Origin of the sequence: Microcoleus sp. FACHB-SPT15, from assembly GCF_014849525.1 — a bacterium.
Classification (GTDB): Bacteria; Cyanobacteriota; Cyanobacteriia; order Cyanobacteriales; family Coleofasciculaceae; genus Symplocastrum; species Symplocastrum torsivum.
Window position 1 is genome coordinate 127,548 of the sequence record NZ_JACJNU010000006.1, and the last position, 18,046, is coordinate 145,593.

General features: G+C 45.0%; 18 protein-coding genes and 1 other RNA gene. 12 read left to right on the forward strand and 7 right to left on the reverse strand.

Going from position 1 to position 18,046, the window contains the following annotated elements; genetic code table 11:
* The first annotated feature begins 20 nt into the window (after positions 1 to 20).
* The 10 genes from H6F98_RS01860 to H6F98_RS01905 all read left to right on the forward strand — a co-directional run bounded on the left by H6F98_RS01860 (position 21) and on the right by H6F98_RS01905 (position 13,183).
* Positions 21 to 956, forward strand: a complete 936-nt coding sequence (locus H6F98_RS01860; protein WP_192216970.1) for a branched-chain amino acid ABC transporter permease — start codon at positions 21 to 23, stop codon at positions 954 to 956.
* Positions 953 to 1,762, forward strand: a complete 810-nt coding sequence (locus H6F98_RS01865; RefSeq protein WP_192216971.1) for an ABC transporter ATP-binding protein — start codon at positions 953 to 955, stop codon at positions 1,760 to 1,762. Before H6F98_RS01860 ends, H6F98_RS01865 begins: the two co-directional genes overlap by 4 nt.
* 70 nt (positions 1,763 to 1,832) lie before the next feature.
* Complete coding sequence (locus H6F98_RS01870; protein WP_192216972.1) at positions 1,833 to 2,546, forward strand: ABC transporter ATP-binding protein; 714 nt, start codon at positions 1,833 to 1,835, stop codon at positions 2,544 to 2,546.
* 640 nt (positions 2,547 to 3,186) lie between these two features.
* A complete protein-coding gene (locus tag H6F98_RS01875) occupies positions 3,187 to 3,342 on the forward strand; it encodes a hypothetical protein (RefSeq protein ID WP_192216973.1) in 156 nt (51 codons plus the stop codon).
* Positions 3,343 to 3,589: 247 nt separating this feature from the next.
* Entirely contained in the window at positions 3,590 to 6,703 is a 3,114-nt protein-coding gene (locus tag H6F98_RS01880; protein ID WP_192216974.1) for a choice-of-anchor D domain-containing protein, read from the forward strand.
* A gap of 105 nt (positions 6,704 to 6,808) precedes the next feature.
* Positions 6,809 to 9,673 (forward strand): right-handed parallel beta-helix repeat-containing protein, encoded by a 2,865-nt coding sequence (locus H6F98_RS01885; protein ID WP_192216975.1) that lies wholly within the window; start codon positions 6,809 to 6,811, stop codon positions 9,671 to 9,673.
* A gap of 90 nt (positions 9,674 to 9,763) precedes the next feature.
* Positions 9,764 to 10,504 carry a cytochrome c biogenesis protein CcdA gene (locus tag H6F98_RS01890; RefSeq protein WP_192217105.1) on the forward strand — a complete coding sequence of 247 codons (741 nt, stop codon included), beginning with the start codon at positions 9,764 to 9,766 and terminating at the stop codon, positions 10,502 to 10,504.
* Positions 10,505 to 10,513: 9 nt separating this feature from the next.
* Complete coding sequence (locus H6F98_RS01895) at positions 10,514 to 11,893, forward strand: cytochrome c biogenesis protein (RefSeq protein ID WP_192216976.1); 1,380 nt, start codon at positions 10,514 to 10,516, stop codon at positions 11,891 to 11,893.
* A gap of 109 nt (positions 11,894 to 12,002) precedes the next feature.
* Positions 12,003 to 12,605, forward strand: a complete 603-nt coding sequence (locus H6F98_RS01900) for a hypothetical protein (protein WP_192216977.1) — start codon at positions 12,003 to 12,005, stop codon at positions 12,603 to 12,605.
* A gap of 101 nt (positions 12,606 to 12,706) precedes the next feature.
* Positions 12,707 to 13,183 (forward strand): DUF29 domain-containing protein, encoded by a 477-nt coding sequence (locus H6F98_RS01905; protein ID WP_192216978.1) that lies wholly within the window; start codon positions 12,707 to 12,709, stop codon positions 13,181 to 13,183.
* Positions 13,184 to 13,319: 136 nt separating this feature from the next.
* Here the strand turns inward: H6F98_RS01905 and H6F98_RS01910 are convergent, their stop codons facing one another.
* Positions 13,320 to 14,060 carry a Uma2 family endonuclease gene (locus H6F98_RS01910; RefSeq protein WP_192216979.1) on the reverse strand — a complete coding sequence of 247 codons (741 nt, stop codon included), beginning with the start codon at positions 14,058 to 14,060 and terminating at the stop codon, positions 13,320 to 13,322.
* A gap of 15 nt (positions 14,061 to 14,075) precedes the next feature.
* On the opposite strand from H6F98_RS01910, the gene H6F98_RS01915 reads away from it, so the two are divergent.
* Positions 14,076 to 14,225 carry a hypothetical protein gene (locus tag H6F98_RS01915; RefSeq protein ID WP_192216980.1) on the forward strand — a complete coding sequence of 50 codons (150 nt, stop codon included), beginning with the start codon at positions 14,076 to 14,078 and terminating at the stop codon, positions 14,223 to 14,225.
* A 38-nt stretch (positions 14,226 to 14,263) separates the two neighbouring features.
* Here the strand turns inward: H6F98_RS01915 and queF are convergent, their stop codons facing one another.
* From queF to H6F98_RS01940, 5 genes are all read right to left on the reverse strand, one after another.
* Positions 14,264 to 14,698 (reverse strand): preQ(1) synthase, encoded by a 435-nt coding sequence (queF, locus tag H6F98_RS01920; RefSeq protein WP_192216981.1) that lies wholly within the window; start codon positions 14,696 to 14,698, stop codon positions 14,264 to 14,266.
* 9 nt (positions 14,699 to 14,707) lie between these two features.
* Positions 14,708 to 15,085, reverse strand: coding sequence for a hypothetical protein (locus H6F98_RS01925; protein WP_192216982.1), 378 nt, complete (start codon positions 15,083 to 15,085; stop codon positions 14,708 to 14,710).
* Positions 15,086 to 15,226: 141 nt separating this feature from the next.
* On the reverse strand, positions 15,227 to 15,598 hold the full coding sequence (locus H6F98_RS01930) for a hypothetical protein (protein ID WP_396810232.1): 372 nt from the start codon (positions 15,596 to 15,598) through the stop codon (positions 15,227 to 15,229).
* A gap of 170 nt (positions 15,599 to 15,768) precedes the next feature.
* Positions 15,769 to 15,865, reverse strand: an RNA gene (gene ffs, locus H6F98_RS01935) — signal recognition particle sRNA small type.
* A 62-nt stretch (positions 15,866 to 15,927) separates the two neighbouring features.
* A complete protein-coding gene (locus H6F98_RS01940; protein ID WP_192216983.1) occupies positions 15,928 to 16,194 on the reverse strand; it encodes a YciI family protein in 267 nt (88 codons plus the stop codon).
* 67 nt (positions 16,195 to 16,261) lie between these two features.
* On the opposite strand from H6F98_RS01940, the gene H6F98_RS01945 reads away from it, so the two are divergent.
* Positions 16,262 to 16,822 (forward strand): 2'-5' RNA ligase family protein, encoded by a 561-nt coding sequence (locus H6F98_RS01945; RefSeq protein ID WP_192216984.1) that lies wholly within the window; start codon positions 16,262 to 16,264, stop codon positions 16,820 to 16,822.
* 12 nt (positions 16,823 to 16,834) lie between these two features.
* Here H6F98_RS01945 and H6F98_RS01950 read toward each other — a convergent pair whose 3' ends face one another.
* On the reverse strand, positions 16,835 to 18,031 hold the full coding sequence (locus H6F98_RS01950; RefSeq protein ID WP_192216985.1) for a class I SAM-dependent methyltransferase: 1,197 nt from the start codon (positions 18,029 to 18,031) through the stop codon (positions 16,835 to 16,837).
* Between the last annotated feature and the right edge of the window lie 15 nt (positions 18,032 to 18,046).

The following is an 18,046-nucleotide window of genomic DNA, read 5'->3' on the forward strand; positions in this document are numbered from 1 at the left end:
TAACTAACAACTAACTCAAAATGCCAGATTTTATTAATAACAATGGCTTCTTAATCGTCTCGATGATTTTCGGAGCAATTTTAGGGCTTTCAGTGTACTTACCGTTAATGGCAGGTCAGCTTTCTCTAGCAACGCCTGGATTCTATGCTTTGGGAGGTTACATCGCGGCAATCTTATCAACTGAGGTGTTTGACTTCTCAGGAAGTTCGTTTCCTCTCCCTTTATTATTGTTAGAAATGCTACTGGCTGCTTTGGTGTCGGCTGTGCTAGCGATCGCACTTGGTATTCCAGTTCTTCGATTGCGGGGAATTTATTTAGCTATTGCCACAATTGCCTTTGTCGAAATCTTGAGAGTTTTCGCTTTAAATTTGGAAATTACAGGTGGTGCTGTTGGCATTTTTGCAATTCCTCAACCCTTTTCCTCTCCAATTGAATACCTCTGGATAGCTGCACCTCTCTTAATTCTAAGTATGTTCTTCCTGTACCGCTTGGAACGTATCCGTGTTGGTCGGGCTTTAAATGCTATTCGTGAGGATGAACTGGCTGCTGATGCGATGGGTATTAATCCAACCTATTATAAAGTGCTGTCATTTACATTAGGAGCCGTTTTAGCCGGACTCGTTGGGGCAGTCAGCGCTCATTTCTTGAATACTTGGAATGCCCGTCAAGGAACGTTTGATGCTAGTATCATTTACCTAGCATTTGTTCTAATTGGTGGCTCTAGAACATTCGTTGGGCCTGTTCTCGGCGGCATGGTACTCACAGCCCTGCCGGAAGCACTAAGGGCAGCCGCAGGAACGAGTGGTTTACCACTTTGGCTAGCGCAGTTTCTACGGGATGGACGCTTGATTATCTTTGGACTACTAATTGTAATTGGTAGTGTATTTTACCCTCAAGGTATTATTACTCCAGACTTATTAAAGCGATTTAAGCCACTCAAGCGGCAAAAACAATGAATGATAATCAGAAAGGGTATAACGATTTAAAACCAGTTCTGGAAGTAAGAGAGATAACTCGCCGTTTTGGTGGTCTTGTTGCGGTCAATAAAGTCTCATTTACTGTGCAAAAAAATGAGATATTTGGCTTAATTGGGCCGAATGGAGCAGGAAAAACTACACTATTTAATTTAATTACAGGGTTAATGCCGCCTTCAAGTGGGCAGTTGATTTGTGAAGGGGAAGAAATTACTAAACAACGTCCTCACAGAATTGCGTCTAAGGGAATTGCCCGTACTTTCCAAAATTTGCGCTTGTTCGGTAATTTATCTGCATTGGAAAATGTTGCGATCGCACATCACATTCACAATAAAACAGGTGTCATTAAAGGTGTATTAGGCTTACCCTCAGCTACGGCTGAAGAACAACAAACTTTTTCTAAAGCCTTAGAATTATTAGCCTTAGTAGGGCTTGCCGAAAGAGCAGAACAAAAAGCCCGGAATTTTGCTTATGGTGACCAAAGACGGTTAGAAATTGCTCGTGCTTTAGCCTTACAACCCAAAATTCTACTGCTAGACGAACCCGCCGCAGGTATGAATCCGAATGAGAAAGGTACTTTGAGTGAGTTGATTCGCCAAATTCGGGACTCCTTCAACTTAACCGTGCTACTGATCGAGCATCATGTACCGTTAGTGATGGGTTTATGCGATCGCATTGCTGTCCTAGATTTTGGTCAGTTAATTGCCTTAGGTGAACCGGAGAAAGTCAAAAACGACCCAGCCGTAATTGAAGCTTATCTAGGAGATGAGAATGCGGTTAGTGGTTAGCTTTAGCAGCTAGTCAGGGTACAAGCCTTACACCTCTAACCAATAACTAACGACTTTTGACAACAAAAAAATGACTAAACCACTGCTTGAGATCAAAAGTCTATATGTTAACTACGGTGCTATCCAAGCTCTCATTGACACGAATCTGGTTGTGAATGAGGGTGAGATCGTCACGTTAATTGGGGCAAATGGCGCTGGCAAAAGCACTACACTTAGAGCAATTTCCCGCTTAATCAATCCCTTCAAAGGACAGATTATCTATAACGGGCAAGACATCACGCGCACTCGTCCCGATCAAGTAGTGAATCTTGGAATTGCCCAAAGTCCTGAAGGACGAAGAGTATTAGCGCGGCAAACAGTTTTGACAAATCTGGAGTTAGGCGCTTACACACGCTCTGATCGTTTGGGAATCAAAGCTGATATTGAACGTCAATTCCTCACCTTCCCTCGCTTGGGAGAACGTCGCAACCAGCTAGCGGGTACCCTCAGTGGTGGCGAACAGCAAATGCTTGCGATCGCGCGTGCTGTAATGAGTCGCCCAAAACTCTTGCTACTCGACGAACCCAGTTTAGGTTTAGCCCCCCAAGTTGTCCGTGAAATCTTCAGTGTCATTCGTCAGTTAAACGCATCTGGAGTCACCATTTTACTTGTAGAACAAAACGCCAGCCTCGCCTTGCAAACGGCTGATAGAGGTTACGTTCTAGAAGCTGGACACCTCACCCTGACAGGTTCTGCTTCAGAACTCCTCAAAGATGAGCGTGTCCGAAAAGCTTATCTAGGATAATATTCTCAGATTTCTAGATACCCTATACCTTGCCGAGGTACCTATCTATGGTTAGAAATAAATTTATATTAATGTAACGATTGCTACCGTTTCTTTACGCTATCCGTAATATTTTTTTACATAAGCCTTGAAAGCTTCTACTTTAATTTAAAAACCGCCAGCTACCTTAACCTATAACTTGGCTGGTATATACTTACTAATACCCAGGTAAAACAACCTGGGTATACTTTTTTGTATCGTTAAATTGACAGCACTAACATTACATCATAGCTATTTATTATTTGGTTTTTGATTTAGAAAAATAGGTATTGAGTTCAATAAAAGTAAAACTATCAAGCTTGTCTTTTAATAGAGTGAGCGTGAAAAGCAGTTATTGCTAATAGTTATGATTTGGTAAATAATCTTGCTCATAAATGATGAAGACTATCGACGAAATTTATACCTATGGGCTGAAGGCGATCGCCTCAGCTAATTTTAACAGCTTGCTTAGGGATGAATTAATTTAAAAAAGTCTAAGTCGCTGGCAAAAGTGTCCGGTTGAACCCAATCAATCTAGAAAAGATAAGTGAAAGTCTCAGAGTAGTCTTTCACAGATGTCCGTGAAAGTTGGCGACCTGCCAAATCTTTTGGAGATTGAATTATGCCTAACCTCATCACTGTTACAAGTAATGCTGACAGTGGCACAGGTTCCCGAAAAGAAGCGATCGCTAATGCCCAGCTAGAAAACGCTATTAACTTTGCCTCCAGCCTTAGCAAACCAACCATTACCTCAACACTGATGAAATTCCCTTGGTAACAGCTTAATGCTTCATGCCACGGATGCCGCTAGTTTAACCAGCAGTGAAATTAATTCATGTTTCCAGACTTGATCAATAGCTCCAGAGGCTAAATACCTTCGTAACCATTTAAAACACATAACACTTTGATGTGCAGTTGAGATCAATCTCAGCCTCTAACCCAGCAGACAAAGTGCGTATCGCGAGCTGATGTTAACTCAGCTTTTCTCAACTCGCCAACTTTCCAAATTGCTAGGAGATTGAAGAATGCCAAGCGTAATCACAGTTACGAACACTGCTGATACTGGATACGGAGTGCCTTCGGTTCCAGGGTCTCTCAGAGCAGCAATTGAGATTGCTCAGCCAGGGGATACGATTCAATTTGACCCTAGCCTTGCAAACCAAACCATTACCCTCGAACGTCGCTACGACATTGAAAAAGATATAACTATTGATGGCGCAGATGCCCCTGGTTTGACCATTAGTGGAAATCAGGAAGAAATAATCTTTCGACTAGCGGGGGATGGTAGAGAGTTTACACTACGGAATCTCACCATTACTGACGCATTCCACGAGTACGCGGGGGCAGGAATTTGGGCAGCAGATCCAAACGCCACAATCACGGTAGAAAATAGCGAGTTCTACAACAACATTGCCGGACAAGGACCTGCAATTTGGGCAAAGGATGGCGCTAACGTAACGGTGCTTAACAGCAAGTTTGATGGTAATCGGGCTACGCAAGACGTTGATAGTGCTGGTGGAGCAATTAGTGCCTTTGGAAAGAGTCAACTTACTGTCAAAGGTAGTGAGTTCACCAATAATGAAGGATTTGCTGGTGGAGCAATTACCACCGTATTTACCCCACTAACGATAGAAGACTCAATCTTCCGCAATAACGAAAGCAGGAGTTGGGGGGGAGCAGTCAACAACGACGGTGCAAGTGTCCCTAATCAAGAGCGATACTACAATGGCGACTTACCGAGAGACAGCGTCGGCGGCGAGACAATCATTCGTAACTCTATCTTTGAGGACAATACCGCCGTTGGATTAGGTGGAGGAGTTGCAATCTGGGGTTATGACCAAGACTTTGTGACCATTGAAGGTAGCACATTTATCAACAATGAGGTTACTCCGGACGCACAAGGCAATGCCAAAGGCGGTGGACTTCGGGTTACGGGTAAGCTCGTTACAATCGAAAATTCAACCATTGCCAACAACACGTCGGCACAAGAAGGAGGTGGTTTATGGTACTGGGAAGAATCACCCTTCAACATCATTAACACTACCTTTTCTGGTAATGAGGCAGCAGAGCGTGGTGGAGCAATATACAACGCTCAGTGGGGTTCTGAAACCAACATCGTTAATACGACTTTTGCCAATAACTCTGCGGGAAGCGAGTCTGGGGCAATCTATACCGCAAATACCAGACCCGTCACTGTCACTAACTCAATTTTTGATAGCAACACGGCAGGGGATGGCTCCAATCCGAATCAACAAACCAACCGAGAACTGACTGGCGGAAACAATCTTCAATCTCCAGAGAGTGGCAACAATGCAACAGAAAATATCATCATTGCTGACCCATTACTAGAAGCGTTGCAAGACATTGGCGGTATCCTCATCCATCCCTTGCTTCCTGGTAGCCCCGCTATTGATGCTGGAACAAGCGTCGGTGCTCCTGGAACCGATCAAACTGGGGCAGTTCGTCCTCAGGATGGTGACTTGAATGGCAGTGCTGTCATTGACATTGGTGCTTATGAATCCCCTGGTACTCTTCTTACCCCAGAAATTCAGGTTCTTGACGGCGCTACTGACATCGTGGATGGCACTACAGCCGCCCTCGACTTTGGCAACACGCTGGTTGGTACACCACTAGTCAAAACTTTCACCCTCGTCAACAGTGGTACCGCCGCACTTAACTTAGCTGAGCTGCAATTGCCTACAGGTTTTAGCTTAGTAGGGATTCTTCCAAGTACCGTTGCTGCTGGGAGTGAAACGGCATTAACTATCGAACTGGATGCCTCTGCCATTGGTACCTCAACCGGAGAAATCTCCTTCACCACAAACGACAGTGATGAGAACCCGTTCAACTTCGCCATAAGTGGTAACGTCACGGCTACGGCGACAAGTCCAGAAATCCAACTTCTCGACGGCAGCACCGAAATAGTTGACGGCACGACAACTGCCCTTGACTTTGGTAACACGCTAGCTGGTACACCACTAGTCAAAACTTTCACCCTCGTCAACAGTGGTACCGCCGCACTTAACTTAAGTGAGCTACAACTGCCTACAGGCTTTAGCTTGGTAGGAACTCTCCCCACCAGTGTTGCTGCTGGAGGCGAAACTGCCTTAACTATCCAACTGGATGCTGCTGCTGTTGGTACCTCAACCGGAGAAATCGCTTTTACCACCAATGACAGCGATGAAAATCCCTTCAACTTTGCGATTAGTGGTGGTGTCACTGCCGCGACTAGTCCCGAAATTCAGGTTCTCGATGGCAACACCGATATTGTAGATGGCAGCACAGTTGCTCTTGACTTTGGCAGCGCCTCCGTTGGCAGTAGTCTCAGCAAAACTTTCACTATCCAGAATCTAGGAACCGCCGTTCTAAACTTGGAGACTCCTGGTTTACCAGAAGGCTTCAGCATTGTAGGTGACTTCCCTAGCACTGTAGTAGCAGGTGATTCAGCTTCGTTTACGATCGCTCTCGACACAACCATTGCTGGTACTTACTCTGGCACCATAACCTTTGGCAACAATGACAGCGACGAAAGTCCTTTTGACTTCACCATTAGTGGTACTGTTGACAGCCCCCTAGTCCTCAACCCAATCAACGGCACTGACCTTTCTGAAACCTTGGTTGGTACGGCTGAAGATGACCGAATTGATGGGTTCGGTGGTCAAGACCTCATCAGTGGAGATTTAGAGAATGACCAGCTTTTTGGTGGTGCAGGACACGATCGCATTTGGGGTCGCCGTGGTAATGACCTACTCTACGGGGGTGAAGGTCACGACCAACTCAGTGGCGGATTAGATCAGGACAGCCTCTGGGGTGAAGCTGGTAACGATCAACTCTGCGGCAACTTGGGTGATGACTGGCTTAATGGTGGCTTGGGCAATGACACCCTGACAGGAGGCGCGGGTCGAGATACCTTCGTCCTTGCGGCAGGACACGGCAATGATTTAATCCGTGATTTCCAGTTGGGTGAGGACTCAATTGGCTTGGCAGAAGGTCTGAGCTTTGAGCAATTATCGCTGCGTCAAAAACATAGCCAGACCTGGATTGTGGATACGGCTCAAGGTGAATTATTAGCGCGTCTGGATGGCGTTGATGCCACGTTATTGACTACTCAAGCGGCTACTACCTTTGTGCTGATGTAAGGACGCATTGCCTCTTGAAGGCAAGTGAGAGTTGTTGTAGCAACAACCCTCACTTGTCTGCATTGGAGAGTGCCAAAGACAAAACTTGCTTGCTCTAAAAAAAATATGCCTACAAACAAGTTGATGCGATGCTTGTATATCACCTGTCCGCTGTTGGGAGCTTTGACCTCAAACGCAGTCGCTCAGACTATTGAGGGGGCAGCAACTGATCTACCGAAGACAACAGGAGAGGCAACGCTTAGTAATACGCCTGATAGTTTGGCTGAAAGTGAACAAACATCCCAGAATCAGGCTGTTTCGACTTGGGTAGCTGAACCTGAAACCACACTTACCTCGGAGACAGTAAAACCAGAATTTGCCCTTTCCCCAGATATAGTTTCCGCTCCTCAGCCTGAAAATAACCCTACCTCGGACACAGCACAGCCAGAGTTTACACCGATTCCAGCTACAGTTTTGGCTCCAAAGTCCGAAATAATGTCTACTCCGGAGAGAGTAGAACCAGAATTTGCCCTTTCCCCAATAATGACTTTCGCTCCCGACTCCAAAACCGTAGAAGATGTTACCCCTTCACCCGATGTTGAAAGTGAAGCCAGCTTGCTCTCTCAGACTACTGACCCAGAACCTGTACTACCAACTTCAGAGACAGCCCAAAACCCTCCCATTAAAGTTTTGCCTCGCTTCGGTGGGAACTTCACTACAGGTTCAGGTGTGGGCTACTCTAGCTCCTTTGGTAGTCTTGAAGGATTTGTGCCTCTGTCGCAAACTCCCGGCAGCAACCTCACGTTCTTGGAAGGACGGCTACTGTTGTCAACGGAAGATTTCAACCTCGGCGGTAACCTTGTTCTAGGACATCGCGTTTACAACGCCGAAGCTAACCGCGTTCTTGGTGGTTATATTGCTTTCGACAATCGCAGTACTGGCAACAGCAGCTTTAATCAAGTTGGTGTAGGCTTCGAGAGTTTGGGGGAATCTTGGGAAGTTCGTGGCAATGCTTATGTTCCAGTGGGCAATACTCGCCAACTGACAGCAGAAACAATTTCTGATCTAGGTGTTTCAGCCTCAGACCCCTTCTTTCAAGATAATTTCTTGGCTGTAACGAGAAATCAGCAACAGCAGCTTAACCGCCGCTTTGAAGCCGCGATGACTGGTGTTGATCTTGAGGCGGGTGTAAAACTTGCCTCGCTTGGTCAAACAGGTCCTCTGCGAGGCTATGCTGGGTTGTACTACTACGATGCTCCAGACAGTGATGAGGTTTTGGGCTGGCGTACTCGTCTAGAAGCTCGTCCCACTGATACGTTACGGCTAGGACTAGCACTGTCCAATGACGCCACCTTTGGCACCAATTTAGTAGTGAGTGTGGGGGCAAATTTTCCGGGTACTCGTCCTAGAGGACTTAGCCAAGATGAGCGGGTACTGGCACGTTTAGGGGAATCACCTCAGCGCAACGCAAATATTGTGGTGGATGAGCAAGTTGAGTCTGAATTACTCACAATGCAAGATACGGTATTCGTAACGAACCCATTTACGGGTGAACCGTGGAGATTCCAACACGTCAACTTGGGGCTTGGTACAGGTAATGGTACGGTTGAAACTCCAACGGCGACTGTTGCTGAGGCTCTGGCCGTGGCACAGCCTAATGATATTGTCTATGTACAGCCAGGAACGGCTCCTGCGATTCCTGCTTTTACGATTCCAGACGGAGTGCAGGTGCTATCAACGGCACCAGTTCAGCGGATAGATACAGTGGAATTAGGGAATGTACAATTGCCGCTATCAGGCGCTGGAGCGTTGCCAGAGGTGACGGGTACGGTGACGTTGGGGAATGATACGACGCTTTCTGGGTTTGCCGTAAATGCGGTTCCTGGAGCTGGCATTGTTGGAACGAACATTAATAATATTGTGATTCGAGAAAATGCGATCGCCAATTCCACGGCTGAGGGTATCTCACTAAGCAACGTTTCAGCACAAGTCGAGGTCACAGACAATACCATCAGCAATTCTGGAAGGGAAGGCTTTAACCTCAACAACAATTTAGGAGAAGTTGAGCTAGTACTTGCTGGGAATACTATTACTGATAACGGTGCTTTGGCGGCTGATGGGGATGGAGTCAACGTCGAACTCCGTAATGATGCTACTGGTACCTTCGACCTCACCAACAACACGATTACGAACAATCTCGGTAGGGGTGGGATTGCTGATGGTGTTGATTTCAAGCTTTTTGATAATGCCTCTGGTACAGCTAACCTCACAGACAATACTATCTCCGGCAATCAGCTAAACGGGATAAACCTCGACCTAGAAGCCACTACCTCTGGAACACTTAACCTTACTGGCAACACAATTACGGGAAATGAATCGGGTGGACTTGACGTTTTAGTCTCAAATGATGCCTCTGGAACATTTAACCTGACAGGCAATACCATCTCTAATAACAAACTGCGGGGTGTTGCGTTGGCTTTTGCTGATAGAACCACTGGAAGCATTAACCTAACTGATAACACCATCTCTGAAAATCAAGACGATGGAGTTTATCTCCAACTTTCTGACCAAGCGCAATTGAACGCTAATCTTTCTAATAACTTAATTGCTAGAAATGCCAATAACGGGATTTTCACAAGCACAAACGGCACAGCTCAACTTCGATTTTTAAGTGAGTTAAATATGATTACTGACAATGGATTTACAGGGCTTTCTCTAATTACATTGGACTCTGCCAGAACTCTTGCTGCTATCCGAGCCAGTACCTTGACAGGAAGTAATTTTAGTGATATAGAAGTGTTGACGATCGCTCCTGGCACTACCGCCTGTCTGCAACCTACCAATAATACAATTGGCTCCCTAATTCTGGATGATAGCGTTGGAGGCCCGATACAGGTTGAGGCGGGTACACTACCCACAAATAATATCTCTACTAGCGATTTCACCTTTTGGTCAGGAACGGCTGTCTCACCTGGAACGTGCGGCTTTTAGAGTAACGCGATCGCGAAACACTTGCCTACCCTCACTCCTTCGGTAAGCTACAATTCAAGCAGAGTGAGCATTTCACCAACTAGCGATCGCATGTTTGAAACATTCTCTACCAAACTATACGAACTCGAACAATTCGCTGATACCCTTGTCTCCACTCAACTGACACACCTCAGCTTGATTAGCATTGGGATCATCTTTGTGGCTGGATTGCTGACCAGCCTAACTCCGTGTATGCTTTCCATGTTGCCGATCACAATTGGCTATATCGGGGGATCGGAAACGAAAGGGCGCCTTCAAGCGGCAGCACAATCAGCCTGGTTCTCCTTAGGTTTGGCAACAACATTAGCAATTTTAGGAATTCTTGCCGCCTCTTTAGGGAAAGTTTACGGTCAAGTCGGAGTTGGTTTGCCAATTGTTGTTAGCCTCATAGCCATTATCATGGGGTTGAACTTACTAGAAGCACTGCCTCTACAACTGCCTTCTTTTGGCGGTATGGAGTGGATTTCCAAAGACTTGCCAGAAGGTGTACGTTCTTATTTAATTGGTTTAACCTTCGGTGTAGTTGCTTCTCCTTGTAGTACACCCGTTTTGGCAACATTGCTAGCCTGGGTTGCTACAACACAAGACCTAGTTTTAGGAGGAGCTTTGCTGCTTTCTTATACGGCTGGCTATGTTGCACCATTAATTATTGCAGGTACCTTTACAGCTTCTATTAAGAAGTTGTTGGAATTGCGCCGCTGGTCGGGTTGGATTACACCCATTAGTGGGGCAATTTTAGTAGGATTCGGCGTTTTTTCCCTACTATCTCGGATTCCTGCGGGATTCTTTTAATTACATCTAATGAGTATAGAAAATTCAGATTTACCTAATATTGCGCGTTTATTCCGGCGACAGTTGCTGTCTGTGTTATCTGACTTGCGGCTAGCGATTGTATTGTTGCTTGCGATCGCCTTTTTTAGCATCAGTGGTACTGTCATTGAACAAGGTCAGTCTCTGGAATTTTATCAATCCAACTATCCCGAAGATCCTGCACTTTTTGGCTTCCTTTCCTGGAAAGTTCTTTTAACTCTAGGACTAGACCACGTTTATCGGACTTGGTGGTTTTTATCCATACTTATTCTATTTGGTAGTAGTTTAACTGCCTGTACCTTCACTCGTCAGTTTCCGGCACTAAAAGCTGCCCGTCGCTGGAAGTTTTACGACGAACCTCGTCAGTTTCAAAAACTTGCGCTTAGTGCAGAACTCGATAAGGGAAATCTACCCTCCCTCAGCCAGTTATTAGAAAAGCGACGCTATAAAGTTTTTCAAGAAGGAGATACCCTCTACGCCCGGAAAGGAATAATTGGGCGCATTGGTCCGATTGTTGTCCATGCGAGTATGCTCATTATCCTCGCTGGGGCAATCTTAGGAGCAATGACAGGATTTATTGCCCAGGAAATGGTTCCTAGTGGCGGCACATTTCAAGTCAAAAATATTATTGATGCAGGAGCATTTGCTGCCTCCCAAGTTCCTAAAGATTGGTCAGTGCGAGTCAATCGTTTCTGGATTGATTACACACCGCAAGGAGGAATTGACCAGTTTTACTCCGACTTATCTGTTTTGGATCAACAGGAACAAGAGGTTGATCGGCAAACTATTTATGTCAATAAACCGTTACGCTACCGAGGGGTGACGCTTTACCAAACCGACTGGGGAATTGCGGCTGTACAAGTGAAGTTTAACAACAGCCCGATTTTTCAAATCCCGATGGCACAGCTAGATACTAATGGCAAAGGACGGATTTGGGGAACTTGGATTCCGACTAAACCGGATTTGAGTCAAGGAGTTTCACTGCTAGCACGGGATTTACAGGGAACGCTATTGGTCTATGATGCTAGCGGTAAATTAGTTTCAACAGTTCGTCCAGGGATGGGAACACAAGTCAATGGTGTCACCCTAAAAATAGTAGATGTTATTGGCAGCACTGGCTTACAAATCAAAGCTGATCCAGGTATTCCCTTGGTTTACACAGGCTTTGGCTTGCTGATGCTGGGTGTCATTATGAGCTATGTTTCCCACTCCCAAATTTGGGCGCTGCAAAAAGATGGGCGGTTTTATGTTGGTGGCAGAACTAATCGAGCGCAAGTTGCATTTGAGCGAGAGGTTATTGAGATATTAGATCAGTTAGCAAGTCCTACAGAAGCAGTTCCCTCTGTAGAATCAGCCTCTTTAGTTAGCTAGAGACAAGGTTTTATTGCTTTGGTACAGCCAAATTTAGATGATTTGAGAGCAAAGGAGTTTTGAATTCATGATCGTATGAAAAAACTTTAAATTAGAAATTTTTAAATCTATGTCTTACAGCGACTTCATTTCATTCGATCAACTAATTCCTTTGGGAATTAGTCAGATTAGAACTGTTGAAAAATTGGTTGATTTTGAGCCAATTGCTCCTAGTGAATTTTTAACTGAAGCCTTAAAACGATATATCCCACTTGCTACTGCCATCAACACAGAAAAAGCTCGTTCTGAATATTTAATTGCTCCCATTTTAAGCGAAATTGTTATCCTTAATCCTCAGGCGTCCTTATTTTCGGGTAAAAGTTTTATGGCTGACCCCAGTATAGGTTTAAATGGGTTTGTTGATTTTTTACTCACTGCTAACCCTGATAAACTGGTAATTAAAGCTCCTATTGTAACGGTAATTGAAGCAAAAAACGAAAATATTAATGATGGTTTGGCTCAATGTATTGCCACTATGTATGCGGCTTTTTTAGTCAACCGACGTGACCCTAAAATTGAGGCTAAAACAGTTTACGGATCGGTTACTACAGGTCAAGTTTGGCGGTTTCTGGCACTGACACCTAATCTGGAAGCTTTGATCGATCTCAAAGACCGCTATCTTACTCCGATCAATGAACTTCTGGGTCTATTAAGTGCTTTTGTAACAGCTTAAAATGCGATCGCTAACCTGATGACTTAAAATACAAGAGGCATATAGACGACTAGAGCTATTACAACAACTTTAGGTAAATAAAATTGATAATTAAGGGCAATATGAATCCAGAGTTACAGACTCAATCTATCTCTAATACATCAAGGCTTTACGAGCAAGATTTTTATTTATGGTTGCAAACGACAGCAAACTTATTAAAAGAAAAGCAGCTAGAGCTTGTGGATTTTGATAGTTTGATAGAAGAAATTGAAAGCATGGGGAGAAGTGAGAGAAAAGAATTAAAAAGTCGATTTACAACCTTAATAGAACATCTTTTAAAAATTAAATATTGGCAAGCAGAAAAGGCTAACAATACTAGAGGATGGCGCCAAACTATTGTAGAACAAAGAAGGCAGATTGAATATTTATTGGAAGATAGTCCCAGTCTCAGAGGATTGTTAGCAGAGCAATTTGGCGAATGTTATATTAATGCCAGGAAAGATATTCTGAAAAAATATGAATTAGAGGCAGAATTATTCCCAAGCGAACCTGAATTTAGTTTAGAGGATATCCTCAATGCTGACTATATACCAGAGTAATTAGAACAGAAGGCGATCGCATCTTGTTCGCTAGCAGGTAGAGTTTTCAAGCGGACAATTGCTTGTTCGAGCAACTCAGTCATAGATCTAGCTATCTAAGTGACAATAGCGTTGATCGCTCTGCTTCTCGCAACAGCTACTGTGGCACATCCGGCTCAACACCCAATTCCTTAAGTCTAGCCAGCAACTCCTCCACTCGCTGTTGCGCCAGTTCCTTTTGTTGTCGTTCTGCTTCAGCCTGTTGCTGTGCCACTTTTGCTCTCTCTTCGGGCGTTGACACTAACTGATTCTCTGGCGTAAAAAACCGTAGCTGTGACTCGTGAACTCCCACGAACAACTCTAACTGCTGACTCCATAACCACCCCTGATCATTCGGTTCTAGGGGTTGATACTTACCTCCCATGAGTCCAAATCCTTGGAACTCCAATGTTTCTGGGTGAAACCAAAAATATTCGGGTGTGCGAAACGTATTCTGGTACAGCGTTTTCTTGAATCCTTTGTCAACTTTGGCAGTGCTATTAGAAAGCAATTCAATAATTACATTGGGATACTTGCCCTGTTCTGCCCACAGCATCCAGCTTCTACGGGGTCGATTTTCAACTCCCAGCACCACAAAAAAGTCTGGGCCTCGAAAGTCTCGCGTAGTGATGTGTTCCTCGCTGAAATAAATAGTGAGATTACCTGTAGCGTAGAAGTCAGTACGTTCTCGCCACCACCACTTAAGGCAAGCCAGTAAAAGCTCTATTTGATCTCGATGGAGGTCACTTTCCAAAGGAGGTTCATCACTCCATAAATCAGTTGGTGGAATGATAATACCCTCTGATTGGGCAAATGCTGCCGCTTCACTGATAGCGTCTTTATTCTGGGCAAGAGTCATGGTGGTTGGAGGCAAGTGGCTATCTCTAGTTTAAGCGCGATAGCGAAGCGAGAAGAGCATCCTACAGAAGGCGTTGCCATTAGCGAACGTCTTCTTCTTTGCCTATCAATACAGATGATGACGCTAACGAGAGGGATGATGATGTGGCTGGGGATGATTGAATAAAAATCAGAACTTATGTTGTAAGTTCCTTAATCGCTTAACTAGAGTGAAACGCCTTCTTTTTGGTGCTGCACTTCGATAACCGTATGAACATTACCGCGTGGGGCAAAATCTCCTTTAATTGTGACTTCTATGGGGTCACAAGCCTCAACAAAGTCATCCAGAATTTGATTAATGCTTTCTTCGTGGGAGATGTAGCGATCGCGATAGCTGTTGATATAGAGTTTAATCGCCTTTAGTTCCACCACTCGCTCATTTGGCACATAAGTGATGTGAATCGTTGCAAAGTCCGGATAGCCAGAAAATGGACACTTACAAGTAAACTCCGGCAACGTAATGTTAATTGTGTAGCGGCGCCCAACACGAGGATTAGGGAACGTGATCAACGTCCCTTCAGCAATCTCGCGTTCGCCGTATTTAATTTCTGGTGTCTGTACTTCAGGTGAAGGTTGTTGTTGAATTGGCGAATAAGTCATCAGTAGCAGCTAGTTCATATCTTGCCAGTCGGGACAATTATCAGTTTCCCATCCATAGGGATGCATTCCGCAAACCAATAGGTTACCACTATAAACTTGACCATGGTAATGACGGCAGCCAATGCAAGCGGGGTGTTTCTCTAGCGTTGGTTCTACAGGATAGGTGAACGCTTGGTCGGTTTCGTTAACAAGCATTTCCAAGTCAAAATAGATCTCAGCAATCGGCTCAAACATATCCTGCAAACACTGATCAAAGTCTAGACCAACTGTGTTTTGGACATCATCAGCAAACTCTTCAACCATTTCAGTGACTTCGAGGAAGAACTCATCGACCATACCAGCCACTGATTCCATTACGTCAAAAATACTTTTAGACCACTCTTCCATGGTGGGAATATCAATAAACAATTACAACTTAAATTAGCGATGCACTAGAGACATCAATCAGCACTGCGTTATCTTGAATTGAACGCGATCGCGTTAGCTATGCTAACAGGCTTCAACGTTCGTGTTTCAATTCTTTAGCTTCTATTCTCGCTTTAGCCGACGCAACTCTTCTTGCATCGCTTGCACCTGCTTACGCATCGCTTCAACGTCCTGAGCCTCAGTTGAGGCTGAATCGTCATCGTCCGAAAGAATCTCAATCCGGCGTGGCTCAGCAGGAGAGCTACTAGTCGAGGGCTTGACAGGTTGCTGTTGTGCTTGTTGCACTAAATCATCAACCATTTTCCGGGCTTCCTCTGTTGTCATTTCACCCTTCGCTACCAGTTCATCGGCTAGCCTTTGAGCTTGAACTCGTAGTTTGCCTATTCTTCCGCCAGCTTCCTCACCTGCTGCGGCGGCTATTCCAACGCCCAAATAAAATGCTTTTTGAACAATATCTCCAAAGCGGTTCACCACTATAACTAATTCTCCAGCAATTACACAAGTATCCTCTGTTTCTAGGATACGAGTGAATGTATGAAATCGCCCACCTCACTTCAGGCAGACAAAATTACTTAATTAGGGAAAGTGTTGGTAAATCTTAGGATTCAGCGACTTCAGAAGCAAATGTACAACTTCTTGAGCTAAATGACCCGGAGTCCACGCCTATCGCAAGCATCTCGTATTGCTGCTACCTTCCGGTCCTGACAAGGTTTAAGCGTTGCGATCGCATGGTTCCGGATCATTTATTAGCATAACATCATTTAGTGACGCTTGAGTCAATTATGGTCAAAAGCTGTCTTGGATTATTCAGCAACAATGCACCATTCATGCAGCTTGTACTTGACGCAGTTGTTTTTCACCAGAGGGTCTTGAGCAACGATCGCTTTTGCTTCATCCATTGACTCCGCCTCAAACAGCAGCATTCCCCCTCCCCGCTCTGCCCAATAACCCGTTCGCGCCCGATGTCCTTTGGCAATCAACTCTTGAACGTAAGCTTTGTGGGCAGCCACATAGCGGTCGAACTCAGGTTTATCAACGATGCCTTCTTCAATTTTTACAAACCAGGGCATTTTCTAATAATGTTCGGTTTTAAATTTATACTACCAAGCCACATTGCTCACCTATTTTTTTAGATCATTGACTCAATCCAAACGCCGCTTTTTCATTGCTCTGGTGCCACCTTTAGAATTTCAGGACTATGCTAATGAGATTAAGGAGTACTTCGCCCAAACCTACAATAGCCGAGCTGCACAAAAGTCTCCGCCTCATATCACCCTGCAACCTCCCTTTGAATGGCAGCTAGATGAGCTACCGCTCTTGAAACAATCTCTGAAAACGTTTGCACAACCACGGACAGCAGTACCCATAACCCTACAAGGCTTTGGTGCTTTTGCACCTCGTGTAATTTATATCAATGTTCTCAAAACACCAGAACTACTTACCTTACAAAACGAGTTGATGACTTACTTCGAGGCATCACTGGGAATTATTGAACCAGTTTCTAAAACCCGCCCTTTTTCTCCCCACATGACGGTTGCCTTCCGAGACTTGACGAAGCAAAACTTCCGCGCTGCATGGACTGAGTTTCAGCATCGTGCCTTAGAGTTTGAGTTTACTGCTGCTGAGTTAACCTTGCTGATTCACGATGGTAGACGCTGGAATGTGAGTGCGTCATTTCCGTTCTTAGTTAACAATTAGCAATGGATTTGCCTATCCAGCGTTCAGTACAATCAACTGTTGCTTAAGAAGCGATCGCACTTGTTTCAATTCCAATTTGACACGATCTAAAATCTCTCCCACTGTTCTCTGTTCACCTGAATTAGCCTCACACGCTTGCAAAAAATGAAGCTCTTCTTCTGACAACTTGATAATCTCGTAATCGTAATTAAATAAACACTTACTCGGCCATCCATCCATGCAAGGATTGCGTTCTGGAATTGCAGATAGGAGTGTGTCATCAGATGACCAATTTGCTTTAGCCAGAGGAGAGCGTCCGAGGAAAAACTCGTAATGGGTAACAGCTTCTGGATTTAACAGTTCAATTAAGCGATAACGTTCGCGATCGCTTAATCCTTCTGCCCGTTTTATCAGTTCCGGCTTTTTCCCCAAAAGTGGCTCAAGTTCCCAGGTTCGCGGATTAGAAAAGCCAATAAACTCTAATCCAGACGCATCAATGAGTTCAAAGAGTGTCTCAATGTTGTAGTCAATTTCTTGGGGATGAACATACATATCCGCGAAGTTGGCATCCCGCTGATTTTCCAATGACCAACGCTCTTTTTCGCGTTTGACAAGACGGTTACTTTCTGGTAAGGCAGAAAATATCTGACGACCGACCTGAACCCCATCGGTATAGTCACCGCGTTGGTTGCCTTGGAGAAGTGCGATCGCTTTTTGCATCAACTGGATTTCCCAGCGCCCTAATTCTGCATAGACAAAAATATGCATCAAGCCGCCAGGCGCTAGCTTAGCCGCCAGAGATTGAATCCCTCGAATCGGGTCAGGCAAATGATGCAAGACACCAACGCAGTTAATCAGATCAAATTCACCCTCAAGTTGCTCAGCATCGTACAAACTCAAGTGATGAAACTCAACACGATTGGCTCCTGAGCGCTGGCAGCGTTCTTTGGCAACAGACAAAGCACCTGCACTCAAGTCAATTCCCACAACAGAGGCTTGAGGATTGAGGTGAACCAAATACTCGGTTCCAACACCCGTACCACAACCCGCATCTAAAATACGGATGTTTTGCCTTTGGGGTTTTTGCCCTGTGCAAAAGTTGTAGGCAGCTAACCAATTCCAGCGCCAGTTGTACCCAGGTGGCGGCTCATCCAGTAACGGCTCTGGGGGAAAGGGGTAGGTGTCATAAAGCCGCTGAACAGCGGCGCTAGTCTCATGAGCGGTTTCCATAACAGGGCTTAGGTT